Here is a 13,409-nt window from a genome sequence, read left to right as displayed (position 1 = left end):
AGCGTTCCTGCTATTTTCAAACAACCCCTAAGGAGGATTTTCAGAGCTATGAGTAAGAACCGCAAGCAAAAGATGATCACACCGGAGATCATGCGGCAGGCCGTGGTCGGGGCGTTTACAAAGCTGGACCCGCGCTATATGATGAAAAATCCGGTGATGTTCGTTGTGGAGATCGGGTTTGTGATCTCGCTGGTGCTCTCCTTCGCGCCCGGCCTGCTGGGAGACACGACGCCGAACGCGCGCGTTTACAACAGTATTGTGTCGGCCATTCTGTTCGTTACGGTGCTGTTTGCAAACTTTGCCGAATCAGTGGCGGAGGGGCGCGGAAAAGCGCAGGCCGCCAGCCTGAAGAAAACAAAAAAAGACACACAGGCACGCCTGCTTGGTGCAGACGGAGGCGAAAGGATGGTGCCGTCCAGCGAACTGAAGAAGGGCGATGTGGTGATGGTGTCCGCGGGCGGGGTCATCCCGGGCGACGGCGAGGTCATCGAGGGCATCGCCTCGGTGGATGAATCCGCCATCACCGGCGAATCCGCACCGGTGGTGCGCGAGGCAGGCGGCGATTTCAGCTCTGTAACCGGCGGCACCACGGTGGTGTCCGACTGGCTGAAGGTGCGCATCACGTCCGACCCAGGCGACAGCTTTCTGGACCGCATGATCGCTCTGGTGGAGGGCGCTTCCCGCAAAAAAACGCCCAATGAGATCGCGCTGAACACACTGCTGGTGTCGCTCACCGTTATTTTTCTGATCGTCATCGTCACACTGTATCCCATCGCCCTGTATTCCGGCGTGCAGCTCCAGACTTCCACACTGATCGCCCTGATGGTCTGCCTGATCCCGACCACCATCGGCGGCCTGCTGTCCGCCATCGGAATCGCCGGGATGGACCGCGTGACGCGCTTTAACGTCATCGCCATGTCCGGCAAAGCCGTGGAGGCATGCGGCGACGTGGACACGATGATTTTGGATAAGACCGGAACGATTACCTACGGCAACCGCCTTGCGGCGGACTTTTTCCCCGTGGGCGGCGCGTGCCGGGAGGAGCTGGTGCGCTGTGCCGCGCTGACGAGCCTGCACGACGGCACGCCGGAGGGTAAGTCCACACTGGCTCTGGCCCGCCTTCAGGGGGAGGACTGCGGGGAGCCGCAGGGCGCGCGCTTCATTGCGTTTACCGCTCAGACACGCATGAGCGGTGTGGACCTGCCCGGCGGCCGGAGCGTACGCAAGGGGGCGTCCGACGCCATTGAGAAATACGTTTGCGAAATGGGCGGCAAGGTGCCGGAGGACCTTGCCCGGCGCGTTGCCGAGGTGTCCGCTCTGGGCGGCACACCGCTGGCTGTCTGCGAGGACAGCCGGATTTTGGGCGTCATTTATTTAAAGGACACGGTAAAGGCGGGCATGGCCGAGCGTTTTAAGCGCCTGCGTGCCATCGGCATCAAAACCATTATGTGCACGGGCGACAACCCGCTTACCGCCGCCACGATCGCCAAGGAGGCAGGCGTGGACGGCTTCATTGCCGAGTGCAAGCCCGAAGACAAGATCGCATTGATCAAAAAAGAACAGGCCGAGGGCAAGATCGTTGCCATGACGGGCGACGGCACCAACGACGCGCCCGCTCTGGCGCAGGCAAACGTAGGCCTTGCGATGAACAGCGGTACCGCCGCCGCCAAAGAGGCCGCAAATATGGTGGACCTGGACAGCGACCCCACGAAAATTTTGGAGGTGGTGGAGATCGGCAAGCAGCTGCTTATTACCCGCGGCAGCCTTACGACTTTTTCCATCGCCAACGACATCGCAAAATACTTCGCAATCATCCCCGCTATGTTTATGATGGCGATCCCGCAGCTGGGTGTGCTCAACATCATGGACCTGGCAACGCCGCACAGCGCCATTCTTTCCGCGCTCATTTTCAATGCCATCATCATTCCATGCCTGATACCGTTGGCGCTCAGGGGCGTAAAGTACCGCCCGATGTCATCCGGCAGGATGCTTGCCCGGAATATGATGCTTTACGGCCTGGGCGGTGTGATCGCTCCCTTCGCAGGCATCAAGCTCATAGATATGCTCATCCATCCGCTTTTGGCGCTTTGGGGCTTTTAAGGAGGAATATGCATGGACGCGAATAAAAAAGCAATGCTCCGCAATATCCGTCAGGCTCTCGTGGTCACGCTGGTCCTGCTGCTTTTGTGCGGATTTGTATTTCCGGTGCTTCTGAGCGGCCTTTCCGGCCTGCTTTTCCCGCATCAGGCGGGCGGCAGCCTGGTGACCGCCAACGGCAAGGCTGTGGGTGCGAAGCTGGTGGGACAGGAGTTCACCGAGGCCTATTTCATGAAGGGGCGGCCCTCCGCCTATCACTACAACACCTATTACACAGACGAACAGGGCAGCCGGTTCTACAACGACGGCAGCGAATTTGCGGGGCTGGGCTCCGGTTCCAACAATTACGCGCCCAGCAACCCTGCGCTGACACAGCGTGTGGAAGCCGACATCGAGGCGTTTTTGGCGGAAAATCCCGGCGTGGCGCGGGAGGATATCCCGGCCGACCTGATGACGGCCTCGGGCTCGGGCCTTGACCCGCACATCTCGCCCGCCGCCGCGCAGGTGCAGCTTCCCGCCATTGCAGAGGCTTCAGGGCTCAGCCCGGAACGGCTTGCGCAGATCGTTGCGGACAACACCGAGGAAAAACTGCTGGGCGTGTTCGGGGAGGAGACCGTGAACGTGCTGGGCGTCAACCTGGACATCGCGCTGGCGATGGGGCTGATTTCGGAAACGGAAAAATAAACGCGGCAGAAGCAAAAAACCGCCGCCCCGAAACGGGGCGGCGGTTGCTGTATACGGCGCCCGCGGGGCGGCCGGTCACATCTCCTGGCAGAGCTGCCAGTACAGGCCCTTGCGCGCCAGCAGCTCCTCATGGGTTCCGCATTCCGCGATCTCGCCGTGGTCGATGTACATGATTTTGTTGCAGGCACGGATGGTGGAGAGCCGGTGTGCGACAATGAAGGAGGTGCGTCCCTTGAGCATGCGGTTCACACCCTCCTGCAGCTCGCGTTCCGTTTTGGTATCCACGCTGCTGGTGGCTTCGTCCAGGATGAGGATCTTCGGGTCGGACGCCATGGTGCGCGCCAGAGCAAGAAGCTGCTTTTCCCCCTGGGAGAGCATGGCCCCGCCCTCGGTGAGCACGGTGTCGTAGCCGTGAGGCAGCGCCCGGATAAAGCCGTCCGCGCACACAAGCTCGGCCGCGCGGATGAGCTCTTCGTCGCCGGCGGCAAGATTGCCGTAGCGCAGATTGTCCATCACGGTGCCTGTAAATACGAAGCTCTCCTGCATCATCAGCCCCATCTGGGCACGCAGCGAAGCCAGCGTCACGCCGGAGATATCCACGCCGTCAATGGTCACCCGGCCTTCGGTGCAGTTGTAAAAACGGCTGAGCAGGTTGATGATGGTTGTTTTTCCGCTGCCCGTGTGGCCCACCAGAGCCACGCTCTCGCCCTGCTTCACATGAAAATTCACATGCTTGAGCACAAGGATATCCTTTTCATAGGCGAAAGAGACGTCGTGGAACTCCACATCGCCGCGGATCTCCGGCAGCACTGCGGCGCCGGGGGCGTCCTGCACCTCGACCGGTTCGTCGATCATCTCAAAGATACGCTCCAGATATGCCACGTTGTTGATGAAGTTGTTGTAGATGTTGGCAAGCTGGTTGATGGGCCCCCAGAACTGGGAGGCGTAGTTCATCATGGCCAGCAGCACGCCCACGGTAACGGCGGGCTTGGCGGCAAAGATGCCGTATACGATGATGGCCACCGTCACGCTGCGGCTGATGAGATCGATAACAGGGGAAACGGCCATGGACGGCACGACGGCGCTGTACCAGGCGCGTTTGGAATCGCGCAGCAGGCCGTCGTACACGTCGGCGTTGTACTGCTCCCGCGCGAAAAGCTGGGTGATCTTCATGCAGGTGATGCTCTCGTTGAGGTAGGCGTTCATATTGCTGCTTTTGTTGGAGTACGCCTGCCACCCTCTGCGCTGCATGGGCTTGATGAACAGGATGAACCCGACGGCGAACGGCAGCCCCGCCAGCACGACGCACGCCAGGCGCGCGTCCATGCGCAGCATGAAAATAACAATGAACACCAGGTTGAACATCTGCAGGAACAGGCTGATGAGCCCGTTGGACAGGATGTTGGCCACCGAGTTGACGTAGTTGATGACACGCACGAGAATTTTTCCGTGGGGACGGCTGTCGAAATAGGAGAAGGAAAGCTTCTGCAGGTGCTCGTACAGGTCGCGCCGCAGGTCATGGACGATGTTCTGGCCGATGACGTTGACGCACCGGCTGGACAATGTGGTGAACAGAATGTTGACGGCGATACACGCCAGCATGAGCGCGCAGCAGGCCAGCACCATGGGGATGTTCCCCGCGGGCACGGCCTCGTCCAGCACGCGGGCCGAGAACAGCGGCCCGCACAGGCCCGCCACCATGGCCAGCGCCTGCAGCACGAACGCGCGCAGGAACAGGCGTCCCTCCCGGCGGATGTACACAAAGCAGCGCCGGATCATTTCCCAGCTGAAAGTGCTTTCCAGCGTTTCGTCCACGCCGAAGGTGTTCCGTTTTGCCATGGTCAGCGCACCTCCTTTGCCGGGGCGTTTGCCGCGGGCGCGTCGGGCATTCCCTGCACGCCCTGCAGCAGGCAGATGTCGCGGTAATAGCCCTCACAGGCCGCGAGCTGTTCATGGGTGCCGCGCTGCGCGATGCGCCCGTCCTGCAATACGAGTATCTGGTCCGCGCTGCGCACAGCGGAAATGCGCTGCGCAACAATGATTTTTGTACAGGGATAGGGAAGCTCCTGAAGATTTTTGCGCAGCTGTTTTTCGGTCTCCAGGTCGACCGCCGAGGTGGTGTCGTCCAGGATCAGGATCTCAGGCTGCTTTGCCAGCGCGCGGGCCAGGGCGATGCGCTGCTTCTGGCCGCCGGAAAGCCCGGTGCCCTGCTCGCCGATGATGGTGTCGAAGCCCTCGGGCAGCGAGCAGATGAAATCAGCGGCTGCGAGGCGGGCGTACAGGGCGACGTCGTCTTCGGAGATGTCGTCGGGCGCGCTGTACGCGATGTTGCTGCTGACAGTGTCGGAATAGAGCTGCACGCGCTGCGTCGCCATGCCGATGCGCCGCCGCAGCGCCTGAAGGTCCCACAGGCGCACGTCCACGCCGTCCACCAGCACCGTGCCGCCGCTGACGTCCAGCATGCGCGTGACGGCGTCCACCAGCGTGGTTTTGCCGCTGCCTGTGGCGCCCAGTATGGCCAGCGTCTGCCCCTGCGTTACGGAAAAGCTGACGTCCTTCAGCGTGGGGGCGCTGTTGTGGGGGTAAGCGACGGTAACGCCGCGGAACTCCACGCTGCCGCGGCATTCGCCCTCGGTGCGCCCGTGCTCGGGGTTCTCGATCCGCGTGCGGGCAAAATAAATTTCAATGACCTTTGCGGCGGAGGTGAGGAACCGCTGAAAATCGTTCAGGTAGGTGCCCAGCGCGCGCATCGGCTCCGACAGGCCCCAAGACATCAGCGAAAAGGCGGCGAGGTCGCCGGCCGTCATTTTTCCCTGGATGATGAACAGACCGCCGAAGAGCACAGACAAAAGCCCCATAAGCTGGGCGCAGCCCTCGATGTAGGGGAAGAATTTCAGCCAGTGAAAGTTGGCCTTGAGGTTTGCCTGGCGGTATTCTTCGTTGCAGTTCTCGAATTTTTCGTTTTCATAGGCCTCGCGCACGAACGCGCGCACCGTTTTGTTGCCCGCGATGTTTTCCTGCGCCACCGAGTTCATGCGGGACAGCTTTTCCCGCAGGGACGCATACAGAGGATACACCGTGCGCGAAAACAGGAACGAGCATGCAAGGATCACCGGGGCAACGGCCAGCAGAAGGAGCGTCAGCGCGGCGTTCACACTGAACAGATATGTCATGGAAAACAGAAACAGGCAGGTGCTCTCCACCGCGTTGTACGAGATCCAGCACACCGTGTGGCGCACCATGTCCAGATCGCCCGTCAGGCGCGTCATCAGGTCGCCCGTGCGGTACCGCGTATAAAAGCCCGCGTCCTGGGTGCACAGGTTGTCGTACAAATGGCGGCGGATGTCCTGCTGGACGTTCTGGGACACATATTCCAGAGACGCCGTCATGCCGTAGCGTACGCACGAGCGCAAAAGCTGCGCGCCGATCATAACGCACACCAGCGGGACGAGCAGCTGTGTCTGGCGCTGCACGGAACCGTCCGGCAGCGTTTGCCCCACCAGCACCCGGTCCGTGATCTGCTGCGTGATGAACGGGAACACCACGCACAGCCCCGCCGAGACAACGGCCAGCGCCATCGCCAGCCAGAACCATTTCCGTTTGTCCTTCATGCAGCCGGAAAGCCATTGCAGCTGTTGCATTGTAAAGACCTTCTAACCTGTAAAATTCAAAAGCGCCGGACGACGAAAAATCATTCCGGTTTTTGTGCTTTATTTGGCTGTATTATATCATCCGGTATGATATAATACCGGACAGAAGGAATCGTTTTGTGGCCAAATATTGCGTTTTGGGGCATCCCGTGGGAGGCATATATGGAAAAACGAAAAGCCTATGCTTATTACGAGGAACGAAGCGGACGCGAGCTTCAGGTGGAGATGGGCAAACGGCTCAATTTCCCCTCCCATCTGCATGGTGAACTGGAGCTTTTTCTGGTGCAGAGCGGCTGCGTCTGCGTTGGGATAGACGGGGAATTTCGTGAGCTGAAGGCGGGAGAACTGGCGGTGGTGTTTCCCAACACGGTGCACAGCTACCAGTGCCGGGAAGCGGACAGCCGGTATATGATGGCCGTCTGCGGCACGTCTCTGATGGGCGATTATTTCCCCAGCCTGACGCAGTGCCGCCCCCGCCGGCCGTACCTGTGCGGGAAAGCGCTGGACCCGGATGTGCTGTACGCCCTGCACAGCCTTTACCGCTGCCGGTGTACCGGGGCGGACAGCAGCATTTCCCGCGCGCTGCTCCATTTGATCCTGGCGCACGTTCTGCCCGAACTCTCACTGGAGCCGGCGCCGGAGCCGAAAGCCATGGATCTGACGAGCAGCGTGGTGCGCTATATCATGCGGAACTTCCGTCAGCCGCTCTCGCTGGAGCACATTGCAAAGGAGCTGGGCGTCAGCAAATATCACCTGTCGCACGTGTTCTCCGCGCGGCTGCACACCAGCTTCCGGGAATATGTGAACGCCCTGCGGCTGGACTGCGCCCGCGACCTGCTGGCTGCAACGGAGCTGAGCATGCTGGAGGTGAGCATGGAATCCGGCTTCGACAGCCTGCGGACGTTCAACCGTGTGTTCCAGGAACGGTTCCGGCAGACGCCGAGCCAGTACCGCAAAAGCCGCACCGGCGCCCTGTGGGGCGCACAGGACGGGCAGCGGCGCAAAGGCGCATAACGCCCTGTGCGCTTGGTAAAAAAGCCATGGCTTTGGAAGTTTTTTGACGGGTTGTTTCTCCGCGCTTGCGCCGGAGCGAAAACTGTGTTACTGTGAATAAGCAAAATGCTGCAGGGTGCCCGGCCGCTGTGAGGCGGCCGGGAGAATAGGGAAACAGGTGCAAGACCTGTGCGGGACCGCCGCCGTAAGGGAACAGTTCCGGCTTCAAAACGTCACTGTGGGTACACACGGGAAGACGAAGCCGGGGCGCTGACGCCCAAGCCGGAAGACCTGCCCTGCGGCGATGCTGCCGGAAGGGCAGGGACGCGCGGCGGACGGACAAAACGCCTGCGCGGTAAAAATCAGGGTGCGCCGTTTTTTAGGACACTTTGTTTGACCGGGCCTTTCTCATAAATGAGAAAGGCCCGGTTTTTTTGCGGCGCACAACAAAAGAAACAGGAGGAATGTTCAATGACCAGGCGTGAAAAACGATTTTTGGCGTTTTCTGTGGTCATGGGCGGCGTTTTGTTTGTACCGCAAAGCGCCTATGCCATGCACATCATGGAAGGGTATCTTCCGCCGGCATACTGTGCGGCATGGGGGGCGCTGTGCCTTCCGTTCCTGGCGGCAGGTGTGGTCCGGCTGCGCCGCACGGTGCAAGCGCAGCGCAAGGCCCTGCTGCTGCTGGCGATGTCCGGCGCGTTTATTTTTGTCATCTCGTCGCTCAAGCTCCCGTCCGTCACAGGCAGCTGCAGCCACATGACGGGCACCGGCCTGGCCGCCATTCTGTTTGGCCCGGCTTACGCTGCGGTGCTGGGGCTCATCGTGCTGGTGTTCCAGGCGGTGCTGCTTGCCCACGGCGGCCTCACCACGCTGGGGGCCAATACCTTCAGCATGGCCATCGCCGGGCCTCTGGTCTCCTGGGGTGTTTATGCCCTGTGCAAAAAGGCGCGTGTGAACCGTAAGCTGGCGATATTTCTGGCGGCGTCTCTGGGCGATCTGTTTACATACTGCGTCACAAGCCTGCAGCTTGCGATGGCCTATCCCGCTGCGGAAGGCGGCGCGGCAGCCAGCGCGGTGCGCTTTTTGGGCGTTTTCGCGCCCACGCAGCTGCCGCTGGCCGCGATCGAGGGCATCTTGACCGTTCTGGTGGTGATGGGGCTGGAAAGCTGTGCCAGGCCCGAGCTGCGGGAGATCGGCTTTTTGAAGGAGGGATTGCAGTGAGCAGGAATACAAAAACCGTTTTGGCGCTGCTGGCCGCTGTGCTGGTACTGGCTGTCGTGCCCTTCTTCCTTGCGCCGGGCGCGGAGTTCGGCGGCAGCGATGACGCCGGAAGCCGGATGGTGGAGGAGATTCAGGGTGAAGCATATGAGCCGTGGTTCACGCCGGTTTTGGAAACACTGCTCGGCGGCGAGCTGCCCGGAGAGATCGAGAGCCTGCTGTTTTGCATCCAGACGGGCGTGGGCGTGGGCGTGCTGGCCTACGGCTTCGGCTATTTTGCCGCGCGTAAAAAATATTCCGCACAGTCCGTGGAATGAGGCTCTTTCACCCGCCGCTTTGCGCGGGGGCTCCCGGTGAACATGCTTTTTCAAAAAGTCCGGCAGGAGGTGGGAATATGTTCAACGCCCTGCTTGGGGGCTTTGTGGCATGGAGCCTGACGGCCGGCGCGCTGCCCGGCCCTTGGCCGGCTGCAGCTTCCTTAGCGCTGGGCGGCGCGCTGCTGCTGCTGCACGGCCACACGCACGGCGCGGCGCTGACGGTGGACGTGCTGGCGCGGCGTTCCCGCTTTTTGACGGTAAACCCGGGCCTGAAGCTTTGGTGCTGCGCGGCCTTGCTGGCGCTGTGCCTGCTGGCGCGCACCCCGTGGCCGCCGCTGGCGTTGTTTTTTGCAGCGTCCGCGTTAACGGCGGCGGGCGGCGTACGCCCGCGCGCCTATCTGTCGCTGCTGGGCGCGCCTGCTACATTTTTGCTGCTGAGCGGTATTGCGCTGCTGTGGGAATACGCGTCTGCGCCCGGCGGCGTGGCAAACGTCCCGTTTCTGGGCGGGTATTTTGTCCTGCGCGCCCCGGCGCAAACGGCGGCCCGGCTCGTTATGGCGCGGGCGCTGGGCGCGGTGGGCTGCTTGTATTTTCTCAGCCTGTCCACCCCCGTGCCGGAATTGCTGGATGCGCTGCGGCGCGCCCGCGTGCCGGAGGTCGTGGGCGATCTGGCGGTATTGATCTACCGCTACATCTTTATTTTGTTCGCCACGTTCCGCAGCATGCGGGACGCCGCCGCCAGCCGCCTGGGCTATGCCGGGCCGGTGCGCAGCCTGCGCACGACGGGCCGGGTATACGGCGGGCTGCTGGCGCACAGCTTCCGGCGGGCGCAGGCGTGCTTTGACGCGATGGAGAGCCGCTGCTATGACGGCGGCATCCGTTTTTTGACGCGGGAAAAGCCCGTGCGCGCGCCGCACGCGCTTGTGTGCGGCGCATTGACGGCGGGCATGGTGCTGGCGCTTGTGTGCGGCGCATGACACGGCGGTTTTGTAAAAGGGTTGGCAGGAGGGAAAATGGAAGAGATTCTTCGGTTTGAACATGTTTCCTATGCATACGAGGAAGAGCGGGAGGCGCTTTTGGACGTGTGCGTGAAGGTGTGCGCCGGCGAGCGCGTGGCGGTGCTGGGCAGCAACGGCGCGGGAAAGTCCACGTTTTTCCTTCTGGCGAACGGCGTGCTGCGCCCCGGTGCGGGACGCATCCTGTTTCGGGGCGCGCCGGTGGGCAGCGGCGCAAAGCAGCTGAACGTGCTGCGCCGGGGCGTGGGGCTTGTGTTCCAGGACCCGGAGGTGCAGCTGCTGGGCGGCAGCGTGGAGGAGGAGGTCAGCTTCGGCCCTATGAACCTGCGCCTGCCCGTGGGCGAGGTACGCGCCCGCGTGGATGCGGCCATCCGCAGTTTTGCGCTGGAGGAATACCGGGGCCGTGCGCCGCAGTATCTTTCCGGCGGGGAGAAAAAGCGGGTGACGCTGGCCGACGCCCTGGCTATGGAGCCGCAGATGCTTTTGCTGGACGAGCCAGCGGCCAGCCTGGACCCGGCAAATACCCGCCTGCTGGAACAAAATCTTCAAATGCTCTCGGAGCAGGGCCTGGGGCTTATGGTTGCAACGCACGACGTGGATTTCGCATGGCGCTGGGCCACCCGGGTGCTGGTGTTCCGCGGGGGACGGCTGGCGGGGGACGGGGAACCGCGGGAGATTTTTGAAAATGTTTCTTTGCTGCGGACATGCGGGCTGGAGCAGCCGGTGCTGTACCGCGTGGGGCGCGTGCTGGGCCTTGCCGCGCCGCCGCACACTGTGGAGGAACTGGAACAGGAGTGGAAACCATGAAACAGGCTTTGCTGGCCGTCAGCTTCGGCACGAGCGTGCCGCGCGCGCGGCAGGATATCGAGGCGGTGGAACGCGTGCTTGCCGCCGGGGCGCCGGAGCGTGCGTTCTGCCGCGCGTACACCAGCCCGACGATCCGCCGCATCCTGGCCGAACGGGGAGAGCCCGTGTCCGGCCTGCCCGAGGCGCTGGAGGCGCTTGCGGCCGCGGGGGTGGAGGATGTGGCGGTGCAGCCCACCCATCTGCTGTACGGCTTTGAATACGATAAGCTCAAAGCGGACGCGGCGGCGTTTGCGGGGCGCTTCGCCCGGCTGGCCCTGGGGCGGCCCCTTGCCGCGGACAGCGAAAGCCTGCGCGCGCTGGCTGCGTGCATGGTGCGGCGCTTCGGGCAGCCGGAGGGCGGGGCGTTGGTGCTGCTGGGCCATGGCACGGAGCACTTCGCCAACATGGTCTATCCCGCCATGCAGACGGCCCTGCGCCTTGCGGGCGGGCGGCGCGCCTATATGGGCACGGTGGAGGGCTGGCCCGGCTTTGACGAGGTGCTGGCGCAGCTGAAGGAAGACGGCTGCGGGCAGGCGCTGCTTGTGCCGTTCATGCTGGTGGCGGGCGACCACGCCCTGAACGATATGGCGGGGGACGGCCCAAAAAGCTGGAAAAGCAGGCTCGAGGCCGCGGGCGTCGGGGTGCGCTGCCGGATGCGGGGCCTGGGCGCGCTGCCGGAGGTGCAGGCGCTGTACGGTGCGCGGCTGCGGGAGATAGTATAAATTTGTAAGGCGGGTGACGGAATGCCGTTTGAGCATTATATCCAGTCCGGCGGAAAACGGCTGCGCTGCGGCTATACCACCGGGACCTGCGCGGCGCTTGCGGCCGCGGGCGCGGCACGCCTGCTGCTGGGCGGGCGCGCGCCGGAGAGCGTCACGCTCACGACGCCCGGCGGCCTGCCTGTTACGGCTGCGCCCCGGTATTGCCGCATGGCAGGGGAAACCGCCTGCTGCGCGGTGGAAAAGGACGGCGGCGACGACATCGACGCGACGCACGGCGCGCTGATTGAGGCGCGGGTGGAGCGCGCGGCACAGCCGGGCGTTGTGATAGACGGCGGCCCGGGCGTGGGCCGTGTGACAAAGCCCGGGCTGGACCAGCCCGTGGGTGCGGCGGCCATCAACCGTGTGCCGCGCAGGATGATCGAGCAGGCGGTGCGCGCCGTGTGCGATGCACTGAACTGGGACGGCGGCCTGCGGGTGACCATCTGTGTGCCGGAGGGCGCGGCGCTGGCGAAAAAAACCTTCAACCCGCAGCTGGGCATCGAGGGCGGCATTTCCATTCTGGGAACCTCCGGCATCGTGGAGCCCATGAGCATGCAGGCGCTCATCGACACGGTGGCGCTTTCGCTGCGCCAGGCGCGGGCCCAGGGGGCCGCCCGCGTGCTGCTGACGCCCGGCAATTACGGTGTGGATTTTCTGCGTGAGCAGGGGCTGGACGCGGCGGGCGCACCCGTGGTGAAATGCTCGAATTTCATCGGCGACGCACTGGACGAGGCCGCTGCGCTCGGCTTTGCCGACGTGCTGCTGGTGGGGCACATCGGCAAGCTGGCAAAGCTGGCGGGAGGCGTCATGAATACACACAGCCGGTATGCGGATTGCCGCACGGAGCTGCTGTGCGCCCACGCAGCAGTGTGCGGCGCGTCGCAGAAGACCTGCGCCGCGCTGCTGGACGCGGCCACCACGGACGCATGCATAGCGCTGCTGGACGAAGCGGGGCTGCGCGCGCCTGTGCTGGACAGCCTGCTGCGGGCCGTGGAGCGGCATCTCGTCCGCCGGGCGGCGGGCGCATACCGGGTGGGCGCGGTGCTGTTTTCCAATGAATACGGTCTGCTGGGCCGGACGGCTTCGGCCGCGGAGATGCTGGCGGAATGGAAGGGGAAAAAACAATGAAAAAAGGCGTTTTTTACAGTGTGGGCGTTGGCCCCGGAGACCCGGAGCTCATCACGCTCAAGGCCGTGCGAACGCTGGAGCGCTGCCCTGTGGTGGCCGCGCCGCAGACGAAAAACGGCGAGATGCTGGCGCTCTCCATCGCGCGGCAGGCGGTTTCGCTGGAAGGCAAAACCGTTGTGCCGCTGCATTTTACCATGTCCCGGGACAAGGCGCAGCAGCACGCCGCGCACCTTGCGGCGGCGCAGGCGCTGCGGCCGCATCTGGACGCGGGGCGGGACGTCGCCATGCTCAACCTGGGCGACGTTTCCATCTACGCCACGGCCGCCTACCTGGCGGACATTTTGGCCGCGGATGGCTATGAAACGCGCATGGTGCCCGGCGTGACGAGCTTCTGCGCCGTGGCGGCCCGGCTGAACACCAGCCTGACGGGCATCGATACCCCGCTGCACATCGTGCCGGGCGGCTGCGGCGCACTGGAGGAATGCCTGGCGCAGCCGGGCGCCAAGGTGCTGATGAAGTCCGGCAGGCAGCTGCCCGGTGTGCTGGCGGCGCTGGAGCGGCGCGGCCTGCTGGAGCGCAGCGCGCTGGTGAGCAACTGCGGGCTGCCCGGAGAACAGGTTTATGCCGACCTTTCCGCGTTCCCGCGCGAACAGGACGCGGGCTATTTTGCAACGATCATCGTAAAGGAGGACTGAC

The 13,409-nt window shown here is 63.3% G+C and carries 12 protein-coding genes and 1 riboswitch; of the genes, 10 read left to right on the top strand and 2 right to left on the bottom strand.

What is annotated here, in order from left to right; translation table 11 throughout:
• Positions 1 to 48: 48 nt before the first annotated feature.
• Both kdpB and kdpC read left to right on the top strand, forming a co-directional pair.
• A complete protein-coding gene (gene kdpB, locus TQ39_RS09830; RefSeq protein WP_050005411.1) occupies positions 49 to 2,100 on the top strand; it encodes a potassium-transporting ATPase subunit KdpB in 2,052 nt (683 codons plus the stop codon).
• A 12-nt stretch (positions 2,101 to 2,112) separates the two neighbouring features.
• Entirely contained in the window at positions 2,113 to 2,781 is a 669-nt protein-coding gene (kdpC, locus tag TQ39_RS09825; RefSeq protein ID WP_050005410.1) for a potassium-transporting ATPase subunit KdpC, read from the top strand.
• A gap of 75 nt (positions 2,782 to 2,856) precedes the next feature.
• Here kdpC and TQ39_RS09820 read toward each other — a convergent pair whose 3' ends face one another.
• Positions 2,857 to 4,620, bottom strand: coding sequence for an ABC transporter ATP-binding protein (locus TQ39_RS09820; protein ID WP_009322517.1), 1,764 nt, complete (start codon positions 4,618 to 4,620; stop codon positions 2,857 to 2,859).
• 2 nt (positions 4,621 to 4,622) lie between these two features.
• Positions 4,623 to 6,422 carry an ABC transporter ATP-binding protein gene (locus TQ39_RS09815; protein ID WP_050005409.1) on the bottom strand — a complete coding sequence of 600 codons (1,800 nt, stop codon included), beginning with the start codon at positions 6,420 to 6,422 and terminating at the stop codon, positions 4,623 to 4,625.
• 171 nt (positions 6,423 to 6,593) lie between these two features.
• Here TQ39_RS09815 and TQ39_RS09810 point away from each other — a divergent pair, with 171 nt between their 5' ends.
• The 8 genes from TQ39_RS09810 to cobI all read left to right on the top strand — a co-directional run bounded on the left by TQ39_RS09810 (position 6,594) and on the right by cobI (position 13,408).
• Complete coding sequence (locus TQ39_RS09810; protein WP_156146263.1) at positions 6,594 to 7,445, top strand: helix-turn-helix transcriptional regulator; 852 nt, start codon at positions 6,594 to 6,596, stop codon at positions 7,443 to 7,445.
• Positions 7,446 to 7,541: 96 nt separating this feature from the next.
• A riboswitch (cobalamin riboswitch) is annotated at positions 7,542 to 7,737 on the top strand.
• A gap of 158 nt (positions 7,738 to 7,895) precedes the next feature.
• Positions 7,896 to 8,648 carry an energy-coupling factor ABC transporter permease gene (locus TQ39_RS09805; protein WP_050005407.1) on the top strand — a complete coding sequence of 251 codons (753 nt, stop codon included), beginning with the start codon at positions 7,896 to 7,898 and terminating at the stop codon, positions 8,646 to 8,648.
• Positions 8,645 to 8,962: an energy-coupling factor ABC transporter substrate-binding protein gene (locus TQ39_RS09800; protein WP_050005406.1), complete on the top strand. Its 318-nt coding sequence runs from the start codon at positions 8,645 to 8,647 to the stop codon at positions 8,960 to 8,962. The genes TQ39_RS09805 and TQ39_RS09800 overlap by 4 nt, the downstream gene beginning before the upstream one ends.
• Positions 8,963 to 9,039: 77 nt before the next feature.
• The gene (gene cbiQ / locus TQ39_RS09795; protein WP_050005405.1) at positions 9,040 to 9,939 is read left to right on the top strand and encodes a cobalt ECF transporter T component CbiQ; all 900 of its coding nucleotides are present in this window, start codon (positions 9,040 to 9,042) and stop codon (positions 9,937 to 9,939) included.
• A gap of 36 nt (positions 9,940 to 9,975) precedes the next feature.
• Positions 9,976 to 10,785 carry an energy-coupling factor ABC transporter ATP-binding protein gene (locus TQ39_RS09790; RefSeq protein WP_050005404.1) on the top strand — a complete coding sequence of 270 codons (810 nt, stop codon included), beginning with the start codon at positions 9,976 to 9,978 and terminating at the stop codon, positions 10,783 to 10,785.
• Positions 10,782 to 11,546 (top strand): sirohydrochlorin cobaltochelatase, encoded by a 765-nt coding sequence (locus TQ39_RS20860; protein WP_009322524.1) that lies wholly within the window; start codon positions 10,782 to 10,784, stop codon positions 11,544 to 11,546. The genes TQ39_RS09790 and TQ39_RS20860 overlap by 4 nt, the downstream gene beginning before the upstream one ends.
• A 21-nt stretch (positions 11,547 to 11,567) precedes the next feature.
• Entirely contained in the window at positions 11,568 to 12,713 is a 1,146-nt protein-coding gene (gene cbiD / locus TQ39_RS20855) for a cobalt-precorrin-5B (C(1))-methyltransferase CbiD (RefSeq protein WP_009322525.1), read from the top strand.
• Positions 12,710 to 13,408 (top strand): precorrin-2 C(20)-methyltransferase, encoded by a 699-nt coding sequence (cobI, locus tag TQ39_RS09775; protein WP_009322526.1) that lies wholly within the window; start codon positions 12,710 to 12,712, stop codon positions 13,406 to 13,408. Before cbiD ends, cobI begins: the two co-directional genes overlap by 4 nt.
• Position 13,409 lies beyond the last annotated feature (1 nt).

The organism is Ruthenibacterium lactatiformans, assembly GCF_000949455.1.
Lineage (GTDB): Bacteria > Bacillota > Clostridia > Oscillospirales > Ruminococcaceae > Ruthenibacterium > Ruthenibacterium lactatiformans.
Note: the sequence above shows the minus strand (reverse complement) of the source record. Positions and strands in the feature narration are given on the sequence as shown.